Source organism: Streptomyces sp. NPDC001502 (assembly GCF_042894785.1).
Lineage (GTDB): Bacteria > Actinomycetota > Actinomycetes > Streptomycetales > Streptomycetaceae > Streptomyces > Streptomyces kutzneri.
Genome location: NZ_JBIAVW010000008.1, coordinates 283,535 through 307,188, shown reverse-complemented (window position 1 = coordinate 307,188; position 23,654 = coordinate 283,535). Strand labels below are relative to the sequence as shown.

At 74.1% G+C, this 23,654-nt stretch carries 19 protein-coding genes; 12 read left to right on the top strand and 7 right to left on the bottom strand.

Features of this window, described 5'->3' with window-relative positions; all coding sequences use genetic code 11:
- Positions 1 to 12 precede the first annotated feature (12 nt).
- From ACFY0D_RS16875 to cbiE, 4 genes are all read right to left on the bottom strand, one after another.
- The gene (locus ACFY0D_RS16875; RefSeq protein WP_390799045.1) at positions 13 to 576 is read right to left on the bottom strand and encodes a GNAT family N-acetyltransferase; all 564 of its coding nucleotides are present in this window, start codon (positions 574 to 576) and stop codon (positions 13 to 15) included.
- A gap of 85 nt (positions 577 to 661) precedes the next feature.
- Positions 662 to 1,432 carry a cobalt-precorrin-6A reductase gene (locus tag ACFY0D_RS16870; RefSeq protein WP_390799044.1) on the bottom strand — a complete coding sequence of 257 codons (771 nt, stop codon included), beginning with the start codon at positions 1,430 to 1,432 and terminating at the stop codon, positions 662 to 664.
- Positions 1,422 to 2,171 carry a precorrin-4 C(11)-methyltransferase gene (gene cobM, locus ACFY0D_RS16865; protein WP_189745866.1) on the bottom strand — a complete coding sequence of 250 codons (750 nt, stop codon included), beginning with the start codon at positions 2,169 to 2,171 and terminating at the stop codon, positions 1,422 to 1,424. Before cobM ends, ACFY0D_RS16870 begins: the two co-directional genes overlap by 11 nt.
- Positions 2,168 to 3,433 (bottom strand): precorrin-6y C5,15-methyltransferase (decarboxylating) subunit CbiE, encoded by a 1,266-nt coding sequence (gene cbiE / locus ACFY0D_RS16860; RefSeq protein WP_390799099.1) that lies wholly within the window; start codon positions 3,431 to 3,433, stop codon positions 2,168 to 2,170. Before cbiE ends, cobM begins: the two co-directional genes overlap by 4 nt.
- Positions 3,434 to 3,636: 203 nt before the next feature.
- On the opposite strand from cbiE, the gene ACFY0D_RS16855 reads away from it, so the two are divergent.
- The gene (locus ACFY0D_RS16855) at positions 3,637 to 4,599 is read left to right on the top strand and encodes an oxidoreductase (protein WP_390799043.1); all 963 of its coding nucleotides are present in this window, start codon (positions 3,637 to 3,639) and stop codon (positions 4,597 to 4,599) included.
- 204 nt (positions 4,600 to 4,803) lie between these two features.
- Here the strand turns inward: ACFY0D_RS16855 and ACFY0D_RS16850 are convergent, their stop codons facing one another.
- Positions 4,804 to 5,406: a TetR/AcrR family transcriptional regulator gene (locus ACFY0D_RS16850; protein ID WP_390799042.1), complete on the bottom strand. Its 603-nt coding sequence runs from the start codon at positions 5,404 to 5,406 to the stop codon at positions 4,804 to 4,806.
- A gap of 122 nt (positions 5,407 to 5,528) precedes the next feature.
- A complete protein-coding gene (locus ACFY0D_RS16845; RefSeq protein ID WP_390799041.1) occupies positions 5,529 to 6,497 on the bottom strand; it encodes a trypsin-like serine peptidase in 969 nt (322 codons plus the stop codon).
- 228 nt (positions 6,498 to 6,725) lie between these two features.
- Between ACFY0D_RS16845 and ACFY0D_RS16840 the strand changes: the two genes are divergently transcribed.
- From ACFY0D_RS16840 to ACFY0D_RS16825, 4 genes are read left to right on the top strand one after another with little or no spacing between them, the layout of a single operon-like run.
- The gene (locus ACFY0D_RS16840) at positions 6,726 to 8,024 is read left to right on the top strand and encodes a hypothetical protein (RefSeq protein WP_390799040.1); all 1,299 of its coding nucleotides are present in this window, start codon (positions 6,726 to 6,728) and stop codon (positions 8,022 to 8,024) included.
- Positions 8,021 to 10,096: a hypothetical protein gene (locus tag ACFY0D_RS16835; protein WP_390799039.1), complete on the top strand. Its 2,076-nt coding sequence runs from the start codon at positions 8,021 to 8,023 to the stop codon at positions 10,094 to 10,096. The genes ACFY0D_RS16840 and ACFY0D_RS16835 overlap by 4 nt, the downstream gene beginning before the upstream one ends.
- A gap of 31 nt (positions 10,097 to 10,127) precedes the next feature.
- Positions 10,128 to 11,219 (top strand): AAA family ATPase, encoded by a 1,092-nt coding sequence (locus ACFY0D_RS16830; protein WP_390799038.1) that lies wholly within the window; start codon positions 10,128 to 10,130, stop codon positions 11,217 to 11,219.
- Positions 11,216 to 14,803, top strand: coding sequence for an SAV_2336 N-terminal domain-related protein (locus ACFY0D_RS16825; protein ID WP_390799037.1), 3,588 nt, complete (start codon positions 11,216 to 11,218; stop codon positions 14,801 to 14,803). Before ACFY0D_RS16830 ends, ACFY0D_RS16825 begins: the two co-directional genes overlap by 4 nt.
- 22 nt (positions 14,804 to 14,825) lie before the next feature.
- Here ACFY0D_RS16825 and ACFY0D_RS16820 read toward each other — a convergent pair whose 3' ends face one another.
- On the bottom strand, positions 14,826 to 15,719 hold the full coding sequence (locus ACFY0D_RS16820) for an ion transporter (RefSeq protein WP_390799036.1): 894 nt from the start codon (positions 15,717 to 15,719) through the stop codon (positions 14,826 to 14,828).
- A 317-nt stretch (positions 15,720 to 16,036) separates the two neighbouring features.
- Between ACFY0D_RS16820 and ACFY0D_RS16815 the strand changes: the two genes are divergently transcribed.
- The 7 genes from ACFY0D_RS16815 to ACFY0D_RS16785 all read left to right on the top strand — a co-directional run bounded on the left by ACFY0D_RS16815 (position 16,037) and on the right by ACFY0D_RS16785 (position 23,650).
- A complete protein-coding gene (locus tag ACFY0D_RS16815; protein ID WP_030009433.1) occupies positions 16,037 to 16,636 on the top strand; it encodes an acyltransferase in 600 nt (199 codons plus the stop codon).
- Positions 16,637 to 17,069: 433 nt separating this feature from the next.
- Complete coding sequence (locus ACFY0D_RS16810; protein ID WP_390799035.1) at positions 17,070 to 18,239, top strand: hypothetical protein; 1,170 nt, start codon at positions 17,070 to 17,072, stop codon at positions 18,237 to 18,239.
- On the top strand, positions 18,236 to 19,012 hold the full coding sequence (locus ACFY0D_RS16805; protein ID WP_390799034.1) for a WecB/TagA/CpsF family glycosyltransferase: 777 nt from the start codon (positions 18,236 to 18,238) through the stop codon (positions 19,010 to 19,012). The genes ACFY0D_RS16810 and ACFY0D_RS16805 overlap by 4 nt, the downstream gene beginning before the upstream one ends.
- Positions 19,012 to 20,268 carry a nucleotide sugar dehydrogenase gene (locus ACFY0D_RS16800; protein ID WP_030009430.1) on the top strand — a complete coding sequence of 419 codons (1,257 nt, stop codon included), beginning with the start codon at positions 19,012 to 19,014 and terminating at the stop codon, positions 20,266 to 20,268. The genes ACFY0D_RS16805 and ACFY0D_RS16800 overlap by 1 nt, the downstream gene beginning before the upstream one ends.
- 4 nt (positions 20,269 to 20,272) lie before the next feature.
- The gene (gene wecB, locus ACFY0D_RS16795) at positions 20,273 to 21,415 is read left to right on the top strand and encodes a non-hydrolyzing UDP-N-acetylglucosamine 2-epimerase (RefSeq protein WP_390799033.1); all 1,143 of its coding nucleotides are present in this window, start codon (positions 20,273 to 20,275) and stop codon (positions 21,413 to 21,415) included.
- A gap of 22 nt (positions 21,416 to 21,437) precedes the next feature.
- The gene (locus tag ACFY0D_RS16790) at positions 21,438 to 22,196 is read left to right on the top strand and encodes a chain length determinant protein (protein ID WP_390799032.1); all 759 of its coding nucleotides are present in this window, start codon (positions 21,438 to 21,440) and stop codon (positions 22,194 to 22,196) included.
- Positions 22,193 to 23,650, top strand: a complete 1,458-nt coding sequence (locus ACFY0D_RS16785) for a lipopolysaccharide biosynthesis protein (protein ID WP_390799031.1) — start codon at positions 22,193 to 22,195, stop codon at positions 23,648 to 23,650. Before ACFY0D_RS16790 ends, ACFY0D_RS16785 begins: the two co-directional genes overlap by 4 nt.
- Positions 23,651 to 23,654 lie beyond the last annotated feature (4 nt).

The window sequence follows — 23,654 nt, the reverse complement described above, 5'->3', positions numbered from 1 at the left end:
ACGTCCCGCGCTTCAGCCGGCCGCGGGCGCGCCGGCTCCCGCCGCCGTGCCACGGGCCAGACGGAACAGCACGTTCGGACGCAGCGGTCCTTCGGGCGCGTCGGGGTCGTCGAAGTCGTCCGCCGGGTCCCGGGTCATGCCGATCCGCTGCATCACCGCCTGGGAGCGGAGATTGCCGGCCGTCGTCACGGCGAGGATCTCGGGCAGCCCGAGCGTGTCGAAGCCGTGGGCCAGCACCGCCCGCGCGGCCTCGGTGGCGTAACCCTGGCCCCAGGCCGCCCGGGCGAGCCTCCAGCCGATCTCCACACCGGTGAACGGCATCCCGTCGTCCACGTCGTCCATGCCCGCGAAGCCGATGAACTCACCCGTGGCCCGGACCTCGACGGCCCACCAGCCGTAGCCCAGCCGGTCGAACGCGGCGCGGAACCGCACGATGGAGGCCTCGCTCTGCTCCCGGGTGAGCAGGTCGCCCAGGTGCCGACGCACCTCGGGATCGGCGTTCATCGCCGCCCAGGGATCGAGGTCGGAGTCCCGCCAAGGGCGCAGGACGAGGCGTTCGGTGTGCAGTACGGTCATGCCTCCCACCCCACATGAGCCCGGCCTCCCGGGCAATCCGTTTTCCCCAGGGCGCAACCGCCCCGCGCCCCGCACCCGGCGCGCGCTACCCGCGGAGCTGACTGCTCGCACCCAGCCAGTTCAGGGCCGCGGCCACCGAGCCCGCCTCCTGTACGCCCTCCGGGACGGGCGGGCGGCGCACGACGAGGACCGGGATGCCGGCCTCGCGGGCCGCGGTGAGTTTGGGGGCGGTGGCCGAGCCGCCGCTGTCCTTGGTGACCAGGACGTCGATCCGGTGCCGGGCGAACAGCACCCGCTCGTCGTCCAGGGTGAACGGGCCCCGGTCCAGGAGCACTTCGAGGCGCGGCGGAACCGGCGGGGCCGGCGGGTCCACCGAACGCACCAGGAACCAGGTGTCGGTGAGGTGCGCGAAGGTGTGCAGGCCCATCCGGCCGGTGGTCAGGAACGCGCGGGAGCCGAGGCCGGGCAGCCGGTCGGCCGCCTCTTCCAGACCGTCCACGAAGGTCCAGTCGTCGCCCGGCCCCGGCGTCCAGCCCGGGCGCCGCAGCGCCAGCAGCGGGACGCCCGTGAGCGCCGCCGCCCCGGCCGCGTTGAAGCTCATCCGCTCCGCGAAGGGATGGGTGGCATCGACCAGGTGGGTGACCCCGTGGGAGCCGATCCAGGCCGCCAGCCCCTCGGGTCCGCCGAAGCCGCCGATGCGGGTCTCGCCCGGCGGGAGCACGGGCGAGGTGACCCGCCCCGCCAGCGAGGTCGTCACCCGGTACGAGGGATCCCCGGCCAGCGCCTCCGCGAGGCGCCGTGCCTCCGTCGTGCCACCCAGGACCAGGACGTGCGCCGCAGCCACGTCAGCAGACATGCCGGTCGCGCTCGGGCGAGTACAGGTGACTGTCGCGGAACTGCTCCGCGCCGAGCGTGCGGCCCACCACGATGACGGCGGTGCGCACCAGTCCGTGCTCCTTCACCTGCGCGGCGATGTCGGCCAGGGTGCCGCGCAGGATCAGTTCGTCAGGGCGGCTGGCCATCGCCACGACCGCCACCGGGCACTCGGCCCCGTAGTGCGGCAGCAGCTCGTCGACGACCCGGTCCACGTAGCGGGTGGCCAGGTGCAGCACCAGCAGCGCGCCGCTGCGGCCCAGCGTGGCCAGGTCCTCGCCGGGCGGCATCGGGGTGGCCTGCTGGGCGATCCGGGTCAGGATCACGGTCTGCCCGACGGTGGGGACGGTCAGCTCCCGCTTGAGGGCGGCGGCGGCCGCGGCGAACGCCGGGACACCCGGGACGACCTCGTAGGGGATGCCGGCCGCGTCGAGCCTGCGCATCTGCTCCGCGACCGCGCTGAAGATCGACGGGTCGCCGGAGTGCAGCCGCGCCACGTCCTGGCCCGCCGCATGGGCCCGTACGCACTCGGCGACGATCTCGTCCAGGTTGAGCTGCGAGGTGTCGACCAGGCGGGCGTCCGCCGGGCACTCGGCCAGCAGTTCGCGCGGCACGAGACTGCCCGCGTACAGGCAGACGGGGGCGGCGGCCAGGGTCCGGGCACCGCGCACCGTGATCAGGTCGGCGGCGCCGGGGCCCGCACCGATGAAGTACACGGTCATGTTCGATCCTTCTCCTCGGTCGGTCCGGTCGGCCCGGTGGCCGTCCCGTCCGGCTTCGTCACTGACCACTGGGTGACCGGCATCGCCTGCCGCCAGCCCGTGAAACCGCCGACCGGCACGGCGTGCGCGACGGCGAGCTTCACCAGTTCGCCGCCGTGGCGCCGGTAGCGCTCGGCGAGCACCGCCTCCGACTCCAGGGTGACGGTGTTGACCACCAGCCGGCCGCCGGGGGCCAGCGCGTCCCAGACCGCGTCCAGCAGGCCGGGCGCGGTCAGCCCGCCGCCGATGAACACGGCGTCGGGGGCCGGCAGCGCGGCCAGCGCCTGCGGTGCGGCGCCGATGACCACGCGCAGGCCGGGTACGCCGAGCGCCGCCGCGTTACGGGTGATGCGTGCGGCCCGCTCCGGGACGCGCTCCACGGCCACTGCCCGGCACGAGGGGTGCGTACGCATCCACTCGATGCCGATGGAGCCGGAGCCGCCGCCGATGTCCCACAGCAGCTCGCCGGGGGCCGGGGCCAGCGCGCACAGGGTCGCGGCCCGGACGTGGCGCTTGGTGAGCTGCCCGTCGTGTTCGTACGCGGTGTCCGGCAGGCCCGGGGTCGCGCCGAGGCGCGGCGCGTCGTGGGCCGGGTCCCGGCGGCAGTCGAGTGCCACCACGTTCAGGGGATCGCCGGGCGCGTGGTCCCAGCCGTCGGCGAGGCCCTCGTACGTGTCCTCGCGCTCGGACCCGAGCTGTTCCAGCACCCGCATCCGGCTCGGGCCGAAGCCCCGCGCACGCAGCAGAGCGGCGATCTCGCCCGGGGACGCCGCTCCGGCGCTGAGCACCAGCACCCGGCGCCCTTCGTGGAGGGCGGCCGCCAGCCGGGCCACCGGGCGGCCGACCACCGTGACCACCTCGGTGTCCTCCACCGGCCAGCCCAGGCGGGCGCAGGCGTAGGACACGGAGGAGGGGTGCGGGTGGACCCGCAGGGACCGCGGCCCGAGCTCCTCGGCGAGGGCGCGGCCGATGCCGTAGAACATCGGGTCACCGCTGGCCAGCACCGCGATCCGGCGGCCGGCGTGCTCGGCCATCAGCTTCGGCACGGCGGGCCGCAGCGGGCTCGGCCAGGCCACCCGCTCGCCGGCGCACTCGGCGGCCGGCAGCAGGTCCAGCTGGCGCGGCCCGCCGATCAGCACCTCGGCCGAGGACAGCGCGGAGCGGCCGGCGGCGGTGAGCCCGGCCCAGCCGTCCGCGCCGAGGCCGACGACCGTCACGGGCATGGGGGGCGGCGGGGAGCTCACTGCGCGGTTCCTCGGGGACGGGAGGGGGAAAGAGGACGGACCCGCAGCCTACTGGCCTGCGGATCCGTGACCCGCGCCGCCCTGGCCCCCGCCCTGGCCCCGGCCCTGGCCCCGGCCCGGCGGCACCCGCGGAACCTCCTCGGGCTACCCTCGGTAACCCACTGCCTCACGAGGGAGCCGCCATGCCGGGCTGGAACGCGACGCACATCCCCGACCAGAGCGGCCGCAGCGCCGTCGTGACCGGGGCCAACAGCGGGATCGGCTACGTCACCGCCCGCGAGCTCGCCCGGCGCGGCGCCTCGGTGGTGCTGGCCTGCCGCAGCGCGGCCCGCGGCCGGGCCGCCGTGATCCGGCTGCGCGCGGAAGTTCCGGGCGCGCTGGCCGAGTTCCTCCCGCTGGACCTCGCCGACCTGGCCTCCGTAAGGGAGTTCGCCGCCGGGTACGGACAGCGGCACGCCTCGCTGGACCTGCTGGTCAACAACGCGGGGGTGATGGCCCTGCCGTACGGGCGGACCGCCGACGGGTTCGAGACGCAGTTCGGGGTCAACCACCTCGGGCACTTCGCCCTGACCGGACTGCTGCTGCCGCGACTGCGCGCCGCCGCCCCCGGGGCCCGGATCGTCAACGTCTCCAGCGGCTTCCACGTACTGGGGAGGATCGGTCCCGCCGACGCGGACCTCGTCGCCCCGGGCCTCGCCGACGCGGGCGGCGAGCACGGCTACCGGCGCTGGATCGCCTACGGCCGCTCCAAGACCGCCAACCTGCTCTTCACCCACGAGCTGTCCCGCCGCTTCACGGCCGCCGGCTCCCCGATCACCGCCGTCGCCGCCCACCCCGGCTACGCCTCCAGCAACCTCCACTCCGGAGCGTCGAAGCTGGAGGGCCCCACCCTCAACTCCCGGGTGGCCGCGATCGGCAACGCGGTCCTCGCCCAGCCCACCGCCTCGGGCGCGCTGCCCACCCTCTACGCGGCCACCGCGCCCGGCGTCCGGCCGGACACGTTCATCGGCCCGCGGTTCGGCTGGCGCGGGGCGCCCGCACGGTCCTGGCGGGCCGCCTGGACCCTCGACGACACCTCCGGCGAGCTGCTGTGGACCGCCTCCGAGAAGCTCACGGGAGTCTCGTACGCCGCCCTGCCGCGCTGAGCGGATCGCGCGGGCGCCCCGAAGTGAGTCCGCCCGCCCCCGGGTCGCCTCCGGGCGCCCCGGCGCGGACCTGCCCCGAGCGCCCCCTGCACAGCAGAATCTGCGGCATGAGCGACGACGAGCCGGACAACCACCCAGAAACCCGCGGCCGTCACGACCGCATCGACCGTCACGGCCGGGGACCGGGCCGGGCCGGGCGGGATCTCAGGCGGGCTCGGGGCGCAGGGACCGCCAGATGTGGTCGGGGAGGTGGCGGGCGGCCTCGGTGAGGTCGATCTCGTAGGTGCTGGACAGCCAGCGCCGGGCGGCCTCCGCGAGCGGGCCCATGACCAGCACCTCGACCACGGGCGCCGGGAGCGGGGCGATCTCGCCGCGCTCCATGCGCACCGCCAGCCACCGCATGATGGCCGCGAACTTCTCCGCCTTGGCCGCGCCGATCTCCTCGGCGTGGGCCACCAGATAGCCGGAGTAGGCGGAGGCGTGCAGGAACAGCGCCACGTCCCGGTGTTCCTGGGTGAACGTCAGGTAGGCCGTCACCCACGCCCGCACCCCGGTGCGGGCCGTGCGGCACCGGGTGAGGGCGGCGATCATGGCGTCGCACAGCTCGTCCATGCACCGGATGTAGAGGGCGGCGGCGAGACCGTCGAAGCTGCCGAAGTGGTGGTAGAGGCTGCCGAGGCTGACCCCGCCGGCCGAGACGACCGCGTTCACGGTGAAGCCCTGCTGGCCGGACTCGGCGAACACCCGCAGGGCGGTGGTCAGGAGCAGGTCGACGGTGGCCTCGCCACGCTGCTGCTTAGGAGACACGGTGCCGTCCCGTCGGTGTGCGTCCCGATGTCCGGAATACGTGCCGGCGAGCCTAGCAACTCCCGGAAACCGGAAAACTGTTCCGGAAGGGTCTTCCGGGAGCCGCCGCGGCGGCCGGCCGCTCAGGACTTGGCGGAGCGCTCGTACAGGGCGCGGGCACTGTCGCCGAAGCGGACGCTGTACGTGGTCTCCTCGTCCCCGCCCCCGTCGCGGCCGCCGATCACCCCGATCAGGGTGCTGCGGCCGGTCGTCATCGGGCCGCCACTGGTGCCGTTGGGTACGTCCGCGCAGTCCAGGCGCACCTGTCCCGGCCCGGCCAGGACGGCGGTGTTCCGGCACTCCAGCGGTTGCTCGGCGTAATTCGGGTAGCCCATGAGCCGGGCGGGCGCCGGTAGTTCGGTCCCGAAGTCCATGGTCAGGGCCCCCGTGACGTCCTCCAGCCGCTGCCCCGGATAGCCCGGCCGGCGCATCCGGAGCAGGGCGATGTCGTGGTCGGGGTCCTGGTCCTGTGTCCAGCGCGGATCCACGTCGATCCGGGTCGGCACCCAGATGCCGTACGGGGCCACGCCGTCCCGGTAGCCGGGCGCGAAGGCGAGGTTGGTGCGGAAGCCGCCGGCGTGCACACAGTGCGCGGCGGTCGCGATCAGGTCGCCCCGCGGGGAGTGGACCACGACGGCCGAGCAGTGGTGGTCGGGGTCGCCGTCGCCGCCGGGGGAGAAGAGCGCGCCGACGGCGGGCTCGGCCGGGGCGGGCCCGGCCTCCAGGGGATCGGAGGGCTGCCACCCGGCGTACCGCCAGTCCACCGGGCCGCCGCCGTCGGCGAAGGCCTTGCCGTCCGTCGGCGGCTCCGGGTCCTCCCGCACGATCCCGTCCAGCACCGAGGCCGCCGTCTTGTCGGCGCGCTCGGGGTCCTGCTGGTAGACGCCTTGCGCCGGATCGCCGTCCGCGCGGTTCGCGGCGATGCCGCGCAGCTCCCAGGCGGCGTAGCCGACGCCCGCGAGGACCACGGTGCACAGGAGGCCGACGACCATGGAGCCCCGCGGGGCGGCCCGGCCCCGCTGCCGTTCCCGCTCGTCAACCCTGCCGACCATGTGGTACTCCCGCCCCAGACGCATTCAGACTCTTCGTTCGATGGGGGAGCGGCGGCCCGGGTTCCGGCAGGCGGACGTGTCCGTGCTCACAGCCCCCGCCCCGGTACCCCCGCCGACGGCCCCCGATCCGCCGGCCGCACGCCGAACCGGGCGTTCCATGGCCCCTGTTACCCCCGCCGGGCTATGGTGCCGGGCGGGGGACGACTGCGCGAGGGGGGCCGGGCTGCGATGCGTTTTCTCTTTGTCCACGGTACGGGGGTACGGCGCGAGCGGCACGACAGGCTGTTCGCCCAGGTCCGTGAGCGGCTGACGGCCAGATTCCCCGGATCGGCCGTCGACTCCTGCTACTGGGGCGACCGGTTCGGCGCGACCCTCGGCGCGGGCGGCCGCTCGGTGCCGGGTCTGCGCCCCGGGCCGCAGGGCGCGCCCGACCCCGTGGACGCGGAGACGGCCGAGTGGGCGCTGCTGCTCGCCGACCCGCTGTGCGAGCTGCGGGTCCTGGCCGAGGCGGGCTGGGCGGGCCCCGGCGACCGGGGCGACCGGGGTGACGCCGGCGACGCGTACGACGCGGACGACCCGGACGCCGGGTACGGAGACGCCTTCGCGATGCCGGGCGTACAGGCCGCCGGAGCCCGGGTGCTCGCCCTGCTCGAAGGCTTACCGCCCGCGCCGCCACCGACCGGGGACGAACTCGGCGCGCTGCTGCACGGCACCGGCCTCGCCGCGGGCTTCGCCGGCGCCCTGGACGCTGCCGCCGACTCCGCCGAAGCGGCCCGGGCCGCGGCCCGCGCCACCGGCGAGCCGCAGGCCCGCGAGCTGGCCACCGCCCTCGCCCGGGCCGTGACCGCCGCCGCCCTCGCCGCCGCCACCGACGAGGCCGACTGCACGGCCGCCGAACGCGACCGCCTCGTCGAGCTGCTCACCACCCGCCTCGGCGGCGACGGCCGGGTTCCCGGCGCCCGCGTGGCCGCCGTCCTCGGCCGGCTCGCCCTGCGGGTCACCACCCAGCCCCTCCTCGACGCCCGGCGCGGCTCCCTCACCGTCGGCGCCACCCCCGTGCTCGGCGACATCCTGCGCTACCAGTCCCGCGGCCACGAGCTCCGGGAGTTCCTGCACGCCCGGATCACCGCCGATCCGGGGCCGACCGTACTCATCGGACACAGCCTCGGCGGGATCGCCCTGGTGGACCTCCTCACCCTCGCCGCCGCCCGCGGTGAGGCCGTCCCCGGCGCCGAGCTGCTGGTCACCGTCGGCTCCCAGGCCCCGTTCCTCTACGAACTGGGCGCCCTCACCGCGCTCGAACCCGGCGCGAAGCTCCCGTACGGCTTCCCGCGCTGGCTCAACGTCTACGACCGGCACGACGTGCTCTCCTACCTCGCGGCGCCCGTCTTCCCCGGCGACGCGCGCGTCAGCGACCACGAGGTCCGCAGCCGCCAGCCCTTCCCGGCCTGCCACAGCGCCTACTGGAAACAGGACTCCCTCTACGAGCGCATCGAACAGGCGGTGACCGAGGCGGAGATCGGGTGACTCCCGCCGACTTCCTGCCCCCGGCCCTCGGACCGCAGCGCACCTTCGCGCTCGTCGCCGGGGTCGAGCGGTACGACATCAGCCACCGCTGGAACCTGCGCGGCCCGGCCCGCGACGCCCTGCGCTTCGCCCGGTGGCTGACCGGCCCCGCCGAGGTGCCGCCCGGCAACGTCCGCCTGCTGCTCTCCCCGCTCGACGATCCGGGCGACCTCGACTGGACGGATTCCCCGGCGATGACCGCCCTGCGCACGGCCTACCGGCCGGCGACCGAGGAGAACGTGAAGTCGGCACTGCTCGACGAACTCCCGCAGTGCGACGGCGACCTGCTCTGGATCTTCTGGGCCGGACACGGCTACCTCGGGCCGCGCCAGGAGCTGATGCTGCCCTGCGCCGACGCCCGCCCCAGCCAGATCAGGCACCTCAACCTGGACTCGGCGCTGCGCTGGTGGCGGACCGACCTCGTCAAACAGCGCCGCTTCCCGCTCCAGGCCGCACTCGTGGACTCCTGCCGGGTCGACGCGCCCCGCGACAGCCGCTGGAACTTCGGCAACACCGACTACGGGGGCGGGAGCTCGGTACCGGGCCGGCGCCAGTTCCGGCTCTACGCCTCCCGCGAGGGCGAGGTCGCGCAGAACGACCCCGAGCGCGGCGCCGGCCGGTTCACCGAGGCCCTGCTCGGCGAACTGGGCGGACGGTCCGTACGGGAGAGCGTCAGCGGGCTGCCCGGCGCCGCCCTCAGCATCCACCGCACCTTCCAGGAGCTGCGCGAGCGCGGCGAGGGCTGGCAGCTGCCGCAGTTCATCGTCGACCGGGACTGGGACGCCTGCTCTTTCCTCGACGACGACCTGTCCCGGGCCGCACTGCCCCGGGCCGCCAAGCTCGACCAGACGGCCTGGGACGGGCTCGGCGAGCTCTTCGAGGGCCGCGAACTGCCGCGCTGCGCCTACGAGGCCTACGCCTGGGCGTTCAAGGCGGCCGGCTGCACCACCCCGGCCCGCGGCGGCCTGCCGGGGGACGGCCTGCTGGAGGTGGTCCAGGACCTGGACGAGCGGCAGGGCGGGCGTGGCGGGATGCCACTGGCGGTGCCCTTCGTACGGTTCCTCGCGGACCGGGCCGCCGCCGCGGGCGACGCACGGTGGGCGGCCCGGCTCGGGGACTGGGTGCGGGCCACCCGCGAGCGCCTCGCCCTGCCGGTGCTGCCCCCGCCCCCGCCCCCGGCCCGCAGGATGGTCGTGCACGTCCGGCTGGAGACACCGCCGGGCGGGGAGCCCGGATACCTGGCCCGGATGTGGCTGCGGGGCGAACGGACCCGGCACATATGGGAGTCGGAGGGGCAGCCGGTCGCACTGGACGGGGTGCGGCAGGAGCTCGTACGGCAACTCGCCCTCATCGCAGGCGCCTCGGACACCGGCGGCGGGACAGACGGTGAGACCGGGCGGCAGGCGTACGCCGCGGTGGACCGCATCGAGTTCCACGTGCCGTACGAGCTGCTCGACGCCGACTTCGACCAGTGGCCGGTGCCCCGCGGCCCGGCCGGCCGGCGCCGCGCCCTCGGCCTGCTCCACCAGGTGGTGGTGCGCTGCCCGCAGGAGCGGGCGGACACCCGCGCCGAGTGGCACGGCACCTGGCGCTGGCTGCACGCCCAGGGAGGCCGGCACCCCGACGCCGTACGCGTCGTCACGGACGAGGAGGTCACCGACGCGCTCGGGATCGAGCTGGCCGCGCAGCCGCCGCCCGCCTGCGTCCTCGCCCACACCGCGGCCGCCCCGCACGCCGGGCTGCTGGAGGCCGTACTCGAAGGCGGGCTCCCGGTGGCCGTATGGCGGCGCGGCGGCGGCCTGCCCGCGCCCGCACTCCTCGACCTGCTGGCTCCGGCCGGGCCCGACGGCCGCCCCGACCCCGGCGCACTGGACGTACTGGCGCTGCCCGCACGCGTGCGGGAGGTGCGCCGGGCGGCCGCAAGCGCCGCCGGGGGAGCCGCGCGCGCCGACCAACCACCGTCAGGGGGAGACCAGTTGGTGCTCCTGTGGGACGATCCCGACGACATGCCGGGCCTCCGGTCCCTGGCCTGACCCCGACCACCGACAGACGGCGGAACCGAAGATGGAGGCAGAGGCAGTGGTGAAGGACTGGTGGCTGTACCACGGGACCGGCGAGGGCGCGGACCGGCGTGCCCGCCTGGAGGCCGGATTCCCGCCACCCTGGCGGGACTTCACCGGCGCCCCCGACCCCGGATACGCGCCGCCCGGGTGCGCCGGAGCGGCCTGGGAGCGCACCTGGCGGCGCGGCGAGGGATACGTGCCCGACGAGCCGGAGAAGGACGTCGTCAACACGGCACTGCACCTGCGCAGGCCGCTGCTCGTCACCGGGAAACCGGGCGTCGGCAAGTCCACGCTCGCCTACAGCATCGCCTCCGACCTGAACCTGGGACCCGTACTGCACTGGCCGATCACCAGCCGGACCGTCCTGCGGGACGGGCTGTACCTGTACGACGCCATCGGCCGCCTCCAGGAGGCCGGGCTGGAGCAGCTGCGCACACCGGGCGCGCGGCCCGCCGCGGCCGTACCCGTGCCCGCGCCGGACACCGCCCTCGCCCCCTCCGCCCCCTCGATCTCCCGCTATCTGCGCCTCGGCCCCCTCGGTACCGCCCTGCTCCCGCAGGACCGCCCCCGCGTGCTGCTCGTCGACGAGATCGACAAGAGCGACATCGACCTCCCCGGCGACCTCCTCACCGTCTTCGAGGACGGCGGCTTCCTGATTCCCGAACTCGCCCGCCTCGCCCAGGAAGACCCCACCGTCGCCATCGGCACCGACGACGACCCCGACGCGGCCGTACGGATCACCCAGGGCCGCGTCCAGTGCCGCTACTTCCCCATCGTCGTCCTCACCAGCAACGGCGAACGCGACTTCCCGCCCGCCTTCCTGCGCCGCTGCGTCCGCCTCCACCTGGAGCCGCCCGGACCGGACAAGCTCGCCCGCATCGTGCGCCGCCGGCTCGGCGTCGACATCGCATCCGGCGAGGAATACCAGGACCTCGTCCAGGCCTTCCTCGACCGTGGCGAGGACGGCGACCTGGCCACCGACCAGCTCCTCAACGCCATCCAGCTCCGCCTCGCCGGCGCCTGGTCCGCGCCCGCCGACCGCGAACGCTTCCTCGCCACCGTCATGCAGCACCTGACCGGGCCCACGGCGTGATCGAGGAGCTGCTCGCGGCCCTCGCCGACGGCGCCGACGGCAGCGTCCCGAACACCGGCATCGGGGCGGAGGAGATCGCCGACATCCTGTGGCTGGCGGCCCGGGTGGACCCGGGCCGCCAGGCCCGCCCGCCCGGTGCGCCCGGCGACGGCCCGCCGGGCGAGCCGCCGCAGCCCCCCGGAACCCCTTCGCCCGAGCCCGGCCCCGCACCCGGGACGGACGCCCCGGCCGGCGGCGAACCGGCCGTCCAGCTCTTCCCGGCCGCCCGGCACGGCCCCGCCGGGAAACCGGACGACGGCGGCGCGGAACGCCGCGGCTCACCCCTGCGGCTGCCGCGGGCCGCCTCCCTCGACGACCCGCTCGCCCTGATGCGCTCCCTGCGGCCCGTCGGGAGACGCTCCATCGGCGGCCCGGGAGAAGAGCTGGACGAGCAGCTCACCGTGGAACGCAGCATCGAGCGGATGGTGACGACCCCGGTCCTGCGCCCGGCCGAGAGCCGCTGGCTGGACCTGGCGCTGGTCGTCGACACCCACCACTCCATGCTGCTCTGGTCGGACCACGTGGACGAGCTCCGCCGCGTCCTGACCCGCAGCGGCGTCTTCCGCGACGTGCGCACCTGGCAGCTGACCGGCACCGGCCCCGGCGCCACCCCGATGGTCACCCTCGGCCACGGCGGCCCGCCCCGCAACCCCCTGGAACTGGCCGACCCGGCGGGCCGCCGGCTGATCCTCGTACTCTCCGACACCGTGGCGGGCGGCTGGCGCGAGGCCCCGGTGCAGGGCATGCTCCGGCACTGGTGCGCGCACAACGCCGTCGCCGTACTGAACGTCCTGCCCGAACGGCTCTGGACGCGCGGCGCCGTCCGGCCCGTCCCCTTCGCCGTCCGCGCCGACCGGCCGGCCGCCGCCACCCGCTCCTGGCAGCGGATCCCGGCCGCCCGCCGCGCCCGTGCCGGACGCCGACGCGCCGCCCCGCCGGCTGTCGTCCCCGTGGTCGGTGTCGCCTCCGGCAGTCTGGCCCGGCTGGTTCGGGTGGTCTCCGGGGACGGCCGGTGGCGGCGGCTCGCCTGCCTGCGCCTGGACCCGGAACCCGCCGCCGCGGGCGCCCCGGACGATCCGGCCCCCGGCGATGGCCGCAGCGCCCTGGAGGTGGTGGAGGACTTCCGCGCGAACGCCTCCCCGACGGCCCAGCAGCTCGCCGCCCACCTGGCCGCCGTACCGCTCACCCTGCCGGTGATGACCCTGGTCCGGCGCTCCCTGCTGCGCGACTCCGAGCACGGCCACCTCGCCGAGGTCGCCCTCGGCGGGCTCTTCGAGGCCTGGGAGGACGAACAGGACGCCGGGGAGGTGGAGTTCGAGTTCCTGCCCGGCGTACGGGAAGTGCTGCTCGGCTCGCAGCTGCGCGGGGACGTGGCCGCCGTACGGGAGCTGGTCCGGCGCCGCGTCTGGGAGTTCATGTCCCGCAACCGGCGCACCGGCCCGGACTTCTCCGCGACCCGGGTCACCACGGGCCGGGAAGGCGTGCGCCGGGTGGCCGAGGGGGCCCTGCCGTTCGCGGCGCGGCCACCACGGGATCCGGGCCTGGCCGACCGGGTCGTCCGGGTCCGCCACGACGGGACGGCCGAGCCGCAGGAGGTCGGCACCCTGCTGACCCCGCGCCTCGTCCTCACGGTGGGGGACGCACTGCCCCCCGCGGGCGCGGTGGCCTGGGTGCGGCCCGGCGACCGGGAGATCCCCTGCCGTGCGGTGTGGTGGGACGACGCGGCGCCCCGGATGCTGCTGCTCCAGGCCGACGAGGACCTGATGGATCCGGCGGCCGGCGTGGAGCCGCTGCCCTGGCTGACGGCGGGCGACCACCACCGCCTGGACCGGCTGCGGATCGACGGCCGCACCGACCAGGGGGACCCGCTCGCGCTCATGGGCGAGGTGGCTCCGCACGACGGCGAACGCAACGGCGAGCTCGTCCGGCTCTCCGCGGAACCGGAGGGCTGGACGCACTTCCGCGGCGGCCCCGTCTCCGCGGACGGCGCGCTGGCCGGCGTCGTCCACACGGTCTGGCCCGACCGCATGGTGTACCTGCTGGCCGACGCCCTGCTGGAACAACCGGGCTTCCGCGCGGCGCTGGAGGGCTCCGGGCGGGCGCGGGACACGGAGAGCGCGGTGTGCCTGGCGGTGCTGCCCGGCGCGGACGGCGTGGTCCCGACCGGGAGCACGCCGCTCGCGGAGACGCGCGACATGCTGGTCGAGCTCATGCAGCGCACCGGTGTCGCCGGGCGGCTGACCGGCGGCGAAGGGGACGCTCCGCTGCTCGTCACGGTCGCCGCGCCGGGCGCCCACGCCAAGGCCGGCCGGCTCCTGCACGATCTGCCCGGGGTCATGACCCGGTACGGGTTCCGGCGCGTGGACGGTATGCACCCCTCGCTCGGCGTGGCCGTGGGAGGTGGCGCGGACGAGAGCGCCCGGCTGGTGCGGCACCCCGTGATCGCGGATCTGCTGGGACGGACGGTGCGTCCGGGGGCGGTCGTCCTCGCCGTCTCCCACCGCCTGCACGAGGAACTGGGTGACGTGATCGGCTCGCCCGCCCGGCTCGCACTGCACCGGGTGGGCGGCGCCGACGAGGGCTGGGTGTGTTCCGACGACCACGCGCCCGCCGGGGTGCTCGGGCAGGTACTGACCGAGGCGGGCGGCCTCCTGGACGAGGGCGTCGACTGGCCGGCCTGCGGACTCGAGGTCTCACCGGCCGACCCGCGGGCCTGTATCGGCATCCGGCTGCCGGGCCACGAGCGGTGCCTCGCCCATCTGGAGATCGAGGACCAGGAAACCTACCTCGGGACACTGTCGCCGGGAGCGCCGGTCGACCTCCGGGGCACCACCTTCGATCACGGCCTGCTGCCGCGCCTCCTCATGGCGTTGCAGCCGAGCGTTCCGGGACCCGCCAGAGTGGGGCCGGCGGCCTTCGACCGGGCACGGTTCGCGGAGGGCTGGAACCGGCCGGACATCGAGTTCTCGGATCGCGCGTCCTTCGTCCGGGCCACCTTCGCGGGCCGGGCCGGATTCGCCGGAGCCACCTTCGCCGGGCCGGTCTCCCTCGACGGCGCGGTCTTCGAGCACGTCGGCGACTTCGACCGGTGCCTCTTCCGCCGAGGGGCCACCTTCCGGCGGACGCGCTTTCGCGGCTCGGCGGGGTTCAAGGACGCCGTCTTCCTCGCCGACGTCTCCTTCGGCCGGGCCGTGCTGCAGGCCTCCGCGGACCTGAACGGGATGCGGGTGGACGGGGCGGCGGACTTCACCCGCACTGTCTTCCGTGGCCTGGCGGGGATGAGCGCGACCGGCTTCGCGGGATCCGTTTCCTTCGCGTCGGCGACATGGGAGCGCGGGCTCCTGTCCACCGGGGCGGTGTTCGAAGGGCCGGTGGACTTCGCGCACGCCACGTTCCGGGGCCGGGTCCGCTTCGAAGGAGTGCTCTTCGAAGCGGATTCGATCGTCGGGCAGTTCTCGGAGGTCGTCCCGCCGGACCGCTGGGCCTCCACCCGGCGCTCGGACGGCACGTGGGACATCCGGCTGCTCGACGCCGAGAACGAATGACCGGGGCGGCCGGCCCCGGCCCTCAGGGCCCGCTGTGCGAGGCCTCCAGCTGCCGCTCCGGCCTCCCGCCGCCGGCCGCCGGCGGGAGGCTCGCCTCGATCTCGTCCAGGGCCCGGCGGGCGGTGGCGATCCGGGCCCGGACGTCGGGATCCGTGTCCGGCGCCGGGGCGCGGTTCGCCTCGTCCTCCATCTCGCGCGCCTCGTCGAGGGAGTTGAGGACGACGCCGATCAGTACGTTCACCAGTACGAAGGAGGCGAGCAGCGCGTAGGAGGCGTAGTAGATGATGCTCAGCCGGGAGATCTGCAGTCCCGCGCGGACGGCGTCGGTCAGACCGTCGAGCGTGGTCAGCAGGAACAGCGTGAGCATCGCGCGGCCCACCGAGCCGTAGTGCCCGGGGTCCGACCTCGCGAAGCACACCCAGCCGACCATGGCGTACACGTACAGGACCAGCGCGCCGACGAACAGGAAGCTGGCGGTGCCCGGCAGGCTGCGGCCGACGGCGATCAGCAGGATGCGCAGGTGGGGCAGGAAGCGGGCGGTGCGCAGGACCCGGGCCAGGCGCAGCATCCGCAGCAGGGTGGTGTTCTCGCGGACGAGCGGGACGAAGGCGGAGGCCACGACCGCGAGGTCGAAGAGGTTCCACGGGTCCCGGAAGAATGCTTTCGGCCGGTCGGCGCAGGCGCCCACGCGCAGCAGCATTTCCAGGGTGAACAGGGCCAGGCAGCAGTTCTCCGCGCCCTGCAGCACGAGCCGGTACTCCGCGGCGAGCCCGCTGTACGTCTCCACCCCCATCAGCGCGGCGTTGAAGAGGATCGCGCAGAAGACGACCATCCCGAAGGCGGGGGCCTCCGTGGCCACCCGGCACCGGGCTGCCAGTTTCATCCGGCCGCGTCCGGCCGGCCTCGGGTCTCTCATCGTGCTCCTCGTACTCTCGTCTGCGCCGCAGGGCGAAACGGCGGGCCACCCCTCTAACGCCGCAAGCCCGATCGGGTTTCACCCCGGTCCGCCCTCCGATGCGCCGAACGTGAGCCGGAGCCCGGTTCCGCTCCCGCGCGCCCCCTGTCACCTCTCGCCCCGGGCCGGGGTCAAGTGCGTTGCGTGAACAGTCGGTTGATCTGCGGGTGGGGCGGCCCTTGGGCGCATATGCTCGCTTCGTACACCCGCACTCCGTACATCCGTACCTCGTGCATCCGTGCTTCCGCATGCTCTCGCAGCCGTAAGGGGACCGCGCCGTGAGTGTCCGTATCCAACCCTCCTCCCAGGTCGACGAGAGCGCCGAGCTCGGTGAGGGGACCACGATCTGGGATCTGGCGCAGATCCGCGAGGAGGCCCGGCTCGGGCGCGGGTGCATCGTGGGGCGCGGGGCGTACGTAGGGCCCGGCGTACGGATCGGCGACCACGTGAAGCTGCAGAACTACGCACTCGTCTACGAGCCCGCGGTCCTCGGCGACGGGGTCTTCATCGGGCCCGCGGCGGTGCTCACCAACGACTTCTACCCGCGCGCGGTCGACCCCGAGGGCCGGATCAAGCGCGACGGCGACTGGGAGGCCGCCGGGGTCGTCGTCGCCGAGGGGGCCTCGCTCGGGGCCCGTTCGGTGTGCGTGGCCGGGGTGCGTGTGGGGCGCTGGGCGCTCGTCGCGGCCGGCGCCGTGGTGTCCAAGGACGTGCCGGACTTCGCGCTCGTCGCGGGCGTACCGGCCCGGCGGATCGGCTGGGTGGGCCGGGCCGGGGTCCGCCTGGTGGAGCGCGAGGGGGAGCCGGGCACCTGGGAGTGTCCGCGCACCGGAGCGCTGCACGACGAGAAGGACGGCACGCTCATCGAGCGAACCTGACGGAATGTCGGCAATTTAGGGCACCGGCATTTCCTCAAAACCACAATCAATGAACATCCGTGGGCATAACGTGTCCCTGCACACGGGATCTGAGCAGGCAACAGGCCATGTTCAGTGGGGGGTTGTGTACGACGAGGGCACCGGGGCAGTGCCATGCCGGCGCGGGCACACCCGCGTCTGCTGACACTGCCGTTCACGCGTGTCCCGGTCCGAGGCATCGCTGGGGGGATCCAGACGCCGGCTTTCGGACGGTTCGTGCCGTCGGCGTGACATCGCCGCGCGCACGGACGCCGTCATGCGCAGTCCCCCTCCACGGAGCGACGACCGCCAGGTCCGTCCGAGGAGAACGATCAGAGGGGGTAGGTGTGTTGGAGCCGAACAGCTCGGACATGCGGGGTGCGGGGAGCACCAGGGGAATCGGGGTGGGGACCCGATGAACACCACACGATTAGGAGCACTGGCCCACGAGGACCAGTCGCTGCACGCCCTCGCCGAGCGGCTGCTCGCGCTGGCCGAGGCGGGGCTCCCGGCGATGTACCTGCCGGACGCCGAGACCTTCGTGTTCACCCGGGCGGGGGTCATCTCACCCGAGGGAACTCCCGTCCTGGAACAGCGGGGAACGAGCACCCGGTACGCGGCGATCACGGCACTGGGAGCCCGCTTCCTGCCCGAGGACCGGCAGCGCGCGCTCTTCGGCGGGCGCACCGCCGGGGAGTTCACGGGCGTGCTCGTGGAGCGGCTGCCCGGGGTGGTGAACCTCGGCGACGCGGCGCTCATCGCCTGGGCCGCCGCGGAGACCGGCCATCCCAAACTGTCCGACGCCCTCGACCGGGTGGCCGCGCTGGACGTACCCGGGCGGCCGCAGTACACGGTCGAGGCGGCCTGGGTGCTCTCCGCACTCGCGGCCGCGCGCGCCGTGGTGGACGTGGAGGAGCGCCTCGCGGCGGCCCGCGTACGGCTGCTGGCGGCCAGGGTCGGCGACAGCCCGCTCTTCCCGCACGCCACCGAGCCCGGGCTGGTCCCCGGCTACCGGTCCCACGTGGCCTGTTTCGCCGACCAGACCTATCCGCTGCAGGCGCTGGCCCGGCTGCACGCGAGCGGCGACGACCCGGAGGCCCTCGCGGCCGCCGACGCCTGCGCCGCCCGTATCTGCGAACTGCAGGGCGACGGCGGACAGTGGTGGTGGCACTACGACGCCCGCGAGGGCGGCGTGGTGGAGGGCTACCCGGTCTACAGCGTGCACCAGCACGCGATGGCCCCGACCGCCCTGTTCGACCTGGCCGAGGCGGGTGGCACGGACTTCGGCCCGGCGATCCGCCGCGGGCTGCGCTGGATGACCGACGTGCCCGAACTCGCGGATCCCACCGGGAACCCGCGGGAGCCGATGATCCGCGAGGACTTCGGCGTCACCTGGCGCAAGGTCTACCGCGGCGACCCGAAGAAGGCCGTCCGGGCCGCCCGCGGACTCACCACCCGGGTGGCACCGCACGCCCGGCTCGCTCCGCTCGACCGGATCTTCCGCCCCGGTGCGGTGGACCGCGAGTGCCGCCCGTACGAGTTCGGCTGGATGCTCTTCGCCTGGCTCGGAGGGATCCAGAGATGACACGACGACAGTCCCTCTTCGGGGTCCCGCTCGACCCGCTGACCATGGACGAGACCGTGCAGCGCTGCCTGGACGCGGTACGGCGCGGAGAACAGATCGAGATCGGCATGGTCAACGCGGCCAAGCTGGTCAACATGCGGCGCGACCCCCTGCTCGCCGAGGCGGTCGCCGGCTGCGACCTGGTCCTGGCCGACGGCCAGGCCGTGGTGTGGGCCGGCCGCGTACTGGGCGTCCGGCTGCCCGAACGGGTCGCGGGAATCGACCTGTTCATGCGCCTGCTGGCCGCCGCCGAGGTGGCGGACATCCCCGTCTACCTGCTCGGGGCCCAGGAGGACGTCCTGGAGATGATGCTCGGGCAGATCTCCGAGCGCTTCCCCGAGCTGCAGGTGGCCGGCAGCCGCAACGGCTACTTCGGCGACGGCGACCAGGAGGCGATCGCCGACGCCATCGCCGACAGCCGCGCGCGGCTGCTGTTCCTCGGCATGACCTCGCCCAAGAAGGAGATCTTCACCGCCGGTTACGGCAAGCGCACCGGCGCGCACGTCGTCCACGGCGTCGGAGGCTCCTTCGACATCCTCGCCGGCATCACCAAGCGGGCCCCCCTGGTCTGGCAGCGGATGGGACTCGAATGGTTCTACCGCACCCTCCAGGAACCGCGCCGTCTGGGCAAGCGCTACCTCACCACCAATGCTGCCTTCCTCCTCATGACGGTCCGGGAACTCATCCACCGCACACCGTCTGCCGGTTCCGCTTCCGCGAAGGGGAGTTACTGATGCGCGTCGTCGTCGTGGGACAGGGATACGTCGGTCTGCCGCTGGCCATCCGGGCCGCCGAGGTCGGACACCAGGTGATCGGGTACGACGTGGACACCCGGCGGGTCAAGAGCCTCGCCGCCGGTGAGTCGTACGTGGAGGACGTCTCCTCCGAACGGCTGGCCCGCGCGCTCGCGCGCGGCACCTACCGCCCCAGCGAACTGGCCCGGGACTGCGGCGGCTTCGACGTCGCCGTCGTCACCGTGCCGACCCCCTTACAGGACGGAGCCCCCGACCTGCGCTACATCGAGGAGTCGGCGCACACCCTGGCCCGCTTCCTGCGCCCGGGTGCCACCGTCATCCTGGAGTCCACCACCTACCCGGGAACCACCGAGGAGCTGTTCGCGCCCATCCTGGAGGACGGCTCCGGGCTCACCGCGGGCGAGGACTTCCACCTGGGCTACAGCCCCGAGCGCATCGACCCCGGCAACACCGTCTGGGGCTTCCAGCAGACCCCCAAGGTGGTCTCCGGCGTCGACGCCCGGTCCCTGAAGGCCGTCGAGTCCTTCTACGGGGACCTCGTCGACACCACCGTGCCGGTGCGCTCCCCCAAGGAGGCCGAGCTGGCCAAACTGCTGGAGAACACCTTCCGCCACGTGAACATCGCCCTCGTCAACGAGATCGCGATGTTCGCCCGCCACCTGGACATCGACGTCTGGCAGGCCATCGAGGCGGCGTCCAGCAAGCCCTTCGGCTTCATGAAGTTCACCCCCGGCCCGGGCGTCGGCGGACACTGCCTGCCGATCGACCCGTCGTACCTCAACTGGCGGGTTCAGCGCGAACTCGGCCAGAACTTCCGCTTCGTCGAACTCGCCAACGACATCAACAACCACATGCCCGAGTACGTGACGCGTCGCGTGATCGACGCGCTCAACGCCAAGCGCCGCTCGGTCAACGGCTCCAAGGTCCTGCTGCTGGGCCTCGCCTACAAGAAGAACACCGGCGACGCCCGGGAGTCGCCCGCCGTCCGCATCGCCCAGCTGCTCCTCGACATGGGGGCCAAGGTCCGCGCGGCCGACCCCCACGTGGTGGAGAGCATCAAGGTCGACGCCCGCCTGGTGCGGGTCGAGCCGACCCGCAAGGAGTTGGCGGCCGCCGACGTGGTGGTCCTGCTCACCGACCACGACTCCTTCGACTACCAGATGGTCACCGAGCACGCCTCCTTCGTCCTCGACTGCCGCAACCGGGTCTCCGGACCCACCGTGGAGGTGCTCTGACCCCGTGACCAGGATCATCTGCGTGGCCGGGGCCCGGCCCAACTACATGAAGATCAAACCGGTGATGGACGCGCTGGAGCGCCGCGGCGCCGAGGTGATCCTCGTCCACACCGGGCAGCACTACGACGAGTCGATGAACGACGTGTTCTTCCGTGACCTCGGCATCCGCCCGCCCGACCGCTACCTGGGCGCCGGATCCGGCAGCCACGCCCAGCAGACCGGGCGGGTCATGGCCGCCTTCGAGCCGCTGATCGACGAACTCGCCCCGGACGCCGTCGTGGTGGTCGGCGACATCAACTCCACCCTCGCCTGCGCCCTCGTCACCGCGAAGGCCGGCCCGCTGCTGGCCCACGTGGAGGCCGGGCTGCGCAGCCGTGACTGGAGCATGCCCGAGGAGGTCAACCGGGTCGCCACCGACCGGCTCAGCGACTACCTGCTGGCGCCCTCACCCGACGCCGCCGTGAACCTGCGCGCGGAGGGCTACCGGGAAGACCAGATCCACGTCGTCGGCAACGTCATGATCGACACCCTCCTCGCCAACCTGGACCGGGCCCGGCAGTCGGACATCCTGGACCGGTACGGGCTCACCCGCGGCGGATACGGCCTGGTCACCCTGCACCGGCCGGCCAACGTGGACGACCCCGGGGCGCTGCGCGGCCTGCTCAAGGCCCTGGGCGAGATCGCCGACCGCTGCCCGCTGCTGCTGCCCGTGCACCCGCGGGCCGCCCAGCGGCTGGCCGAACTGGGCGTGCCCGGCGGCATCCGGCTGGTCCCGGCCGCCGGATACCTCGACTTCATCGCCCTGCAGGACTCCGCCCGCGTGGTGCTCACCGACTCCGGGGGCATCCAGGAGGAGACCACCGCCCTGGGGGTGCCCTGCGTGACCCTGCGGGAGAACACCGAGCGCCCCATCACCGTGGAGGAGGGCACGAACGTGCTGGCGGGCACGGACCCGGAGCGCATCACGGCCACCGTGTACCGGGTCCTCGACGATCCGCCCGCGCCGCGCTGCCCCGAACTGTGGGACGGCCGGGCCAGCGAGCGCATCGCCGCGGTCCTGCTCGACGGACCGCCCGCGCACACCAGGCCGCGCCCCACCGACCTCGTGTCGCACGGGGCGGCCACCGATCGACAGCACGTGCTGTAAACGCAATTCGAAGGGGAAGACCATGGATCTCGCGGAGATCTGGCGGGTCATGCGCAGGCGCTGGTACGTCCTGCTGCCCGGACTGCTGATCACGGCGGCGCTCACCGCCGCCGTGTACCTGCTGGTCCCGGTGGAGTACCGGTCGCAGAGCACGGTGACACTGCTGAACTCGAAGAAGGCCACGGTGGCCTTCGACGGCAACCCCTTCCTGAGCACGCAGGCCTCGCTCACCGGCATGGCCGACGGCCTGGCCCGCAACCTCAACTCCGACGACGCCAAGGCCGACCTCAAGTCCCTGGGCGTCACCGGAGTGCACGAGGCGAAGATCGCCGACAACGCGCTCGGCCCCTACATGTGGCTGAGCGTCGTCGGGACCGACCAGGCCGCCGTGCTGAAGTCGGACGAGATCCTCACCAAGTACGCCGAGAAGCGGCTGCTGGAGTTCCAGACCCAGCAGTCGGTGACCCCCGACGCCATGATCCGGATGGCCACGATCGTGCCTCCCCAGAAGCCGGAGGCACAGACCAAGGCCAGGCTCCAGTTCCTGATCATGGCGGGCGCGCTGGGCTTCGTACTCAGCCTGGTGGCCACGTTCTTCGTGGAGGCCCGGGGGCGCCGGGGGGCGTCGCCCGGCAAGCACCGGCCCGCCCCAGGCGAGGGCGGCGACAGCGGCGAGGGCGAGGGCGCCGACGCCGGTGACCCGACGGCCACCCTGCGCATGACCGTCGCCCACCCGGCCGGCTCCGCCGCCGCCGGCTCCCGTACGGCCGGATCACCGTGACCGGGCCCGCCGCGGACACCGCGAGCGACACCACCCCGGCTCAGGCGCCGTCGCTGGGCCGCAAGGTCGGCTCCGCCGCCAAGTGGAGCCTGATCAACACCGTGGTCATGCGCCTCGGCAACTTCGCCACCGGCATCGTCCTGGCCCGCTTCTTCCTCGGACCCGAGGCCTGGGGCGTGTACGGGATCGCCCAGACGGTCCTGCTGGTCCTCCTCTCCGCCAACGAACTCGGCGTCTCGCTGGCGATCGTGCGCTGGGAGGGCGACCCCCGCCGCTTCGCCCCGACCGTCCTCACCCTCAGCGCCGCCTCCAGCTGCCTGCTGTACGCCGTACTCTTCGCGGTCGCCCCCGCGGTGGCCGGGGTGCTCGGCTCGCCCGAGGCCTCCGGCGTCCTGCGGGTGATGTGCCTGTGCGTGGTCCTCGACGGACTCTCCCAGGTCCCCGCGGGCTTCCTGACCCGGGAGTTCGCGCAGGGCAGGCGGATGGCCGTCGACGGGCTCAACTTCGTCCTCAGCACCGCGGTGACCCTGCTGCTCGCCGTCGAGGGCTGGGGCGCCATGAGCTTCGCCTGGGGATCCGTGGTGGGCAACGTGGCCGCGCTCATCGGCTGCTGCCTCGCCGCGCCCGGCACCCTGAAGTTCGGCTGGGACCGGGAACAGGCCCGGGCACTGCTGAAGTTCGGACTGCCGCTCGCCGGCGCCAGCATGCTCGCCCTCGGCGTGGTCAACGTGGACACCATGGTGGTGGGCTCGGCCCTGGACCCGCTGGCCCTCGGCTTCTACGTGCTCGCCTTCAACATCTCCGGCTGGCCCGTCCGCATCATCTCCGAAGCGGCCCGCCGCGTCTCCTTCGCGGGCTTCTCCCGACTGGCCGACTCGCCACAGGCGCTCGCCGCCGGATTCGCCCGCGCCCTCGGCGTCGTGATGGCCGCCACCGTCCCGATCTGCGTCCTGCTCGCCGCACTCGCCGCCCCCGTCGTGGAGCTCGTCTACGGTGAACGCTGGCTGCCCGCCGCCCGCGCCCTGCCCTGGCTGATGGCACTCGGCATGGTCCGCATCGGCTGCGAACTCGCCTACGACTGCCTGGTCGCCATCGGCCGGCGCCGCTCGCTCATCGGCGTCCAGGGACTCTGGCTGATCATCCTGATCCCGGCCCTCGTGATCGGCGCCCGCACCGGCGGGATCGTCGGAGTGGCCCAGGGCCACGTCCTGGTCGCCGGGGCCGTCGTGGTCCCGGTGTTCCTCCTCGCCCTGCACCGCGGGGGCATCCGCCTGGGCACCGTTGCCCGGGCCTGTGCCTGGCCGCTGTTCGGCGGCGCGGTGATGGCCGCCGTACTCCTCGTCCTGGAGCGGTACCTGGGCGACAGCGTGCTCGCGCTCCTGGCGACCGGAGCCGCCGGCACCCTGTGCTACGTCCTGTGCGTCCTGCCCGGCCGCGCCTTACTCAAAGGGTAGACAG

Excerpts from the sequence above, each read along its gene's own strand:
- cobM (WP_189745866.1), bottom strand. The coding sequence starts at position 2,171 with ATGACCGTGTACTTCATCGGTGCGGGCCCCGGCGCCGCCGACCTGATC.
- cbiE (WP_390799099.1), bottom strand. The coding sequence starts at position 3,433 with ATGCCCGTGACGGTCGTCGGCCTCGGCGCGGACGGCTGGGCCGGGCTC.
- ACFY0D_RS16870 (WP_390799044.1), bottom strand. The coding sequence starts at position 1,432 with ATGTCTGCTGACGTGGCTGCGGCGCACGTCCTGGTCCTGGGTGGCACG.
- ACFY0D_RS16820 (WP_390799036.1), bottom strand. The coding sequence starts at position 15,719 with ATGAGAGACCCGAGGCCGGCCGGACGCGGCCGGATGAAACTGGCAGCC.
- ACFY0D_RS16805 (WP_390799034.1), top strand. The coding sequence starts at position 18,236 with ATGACACGACGACAGTCCCTCTTCGGGGTCCCGCTCGACCCGCTGACC.
- ACFY0D_RS16810 (WP_390799035.1), top strand. The coding sequence starts at position 17,070 with ATGAACACCACACGATTAGGAGCACTGGCCCACGAGGACCAGTCGCTG.
- ACFY0D_RS16800 (WP_030009430.1), top strand. The coding sequence starts at position 19,012 with ATGCGCGTCGTCGTCGTGGGACAGGGATACGTCGGTCTGCCGCTGGCC.
- ACFY0D_RS16845 (WP_390799041.1), bottom strand. The coding sequence starts at position 6,497 with ATGGTCGGCAGGGTTGACGAGCGGGAACGGCAGCGGGGCCGGGCCGCC.
- ACFY0D_RS16875 (WP_390799045.1), bottom strand. The coding sequence starts at position 576 with ATGACCGTACTGCACACCGAACGCCTCGTCCTGCGCCCTTGGCGGGAC.
- ACFY0D_RS16840 (WP_390799040.1), top strand. The coding sequence starts at position 6,726 with ATGCGTTTTCTCTTTGTCCACGGTACGGGGGTACGGCGCGAGCGGCAC.
- ACFY0D_RS16855 (WP_390799043.1), top strand. The coding sequence starts at position 3,637 with ATGCCGGGCTGGAACGCGACGCACATCCCCGACCAGAGCGGCCGCAGC.
- ACFY0D_RS16790 (WP_390799032.1), top strand. The coding sequence starts at position 21,438 with ATGGATCTCGCGGAGATCTGGCGGGTCATGCGCAGGCGCTGGTACGTC.
- ACFY0D_RS16830 (WP_390799038.1), top strand. The coding sequence starts at position 10,128 with ATGGAGGCAGAGGCAGTGGTGAAGGACTGGTGGCTGTACCACGGGACC.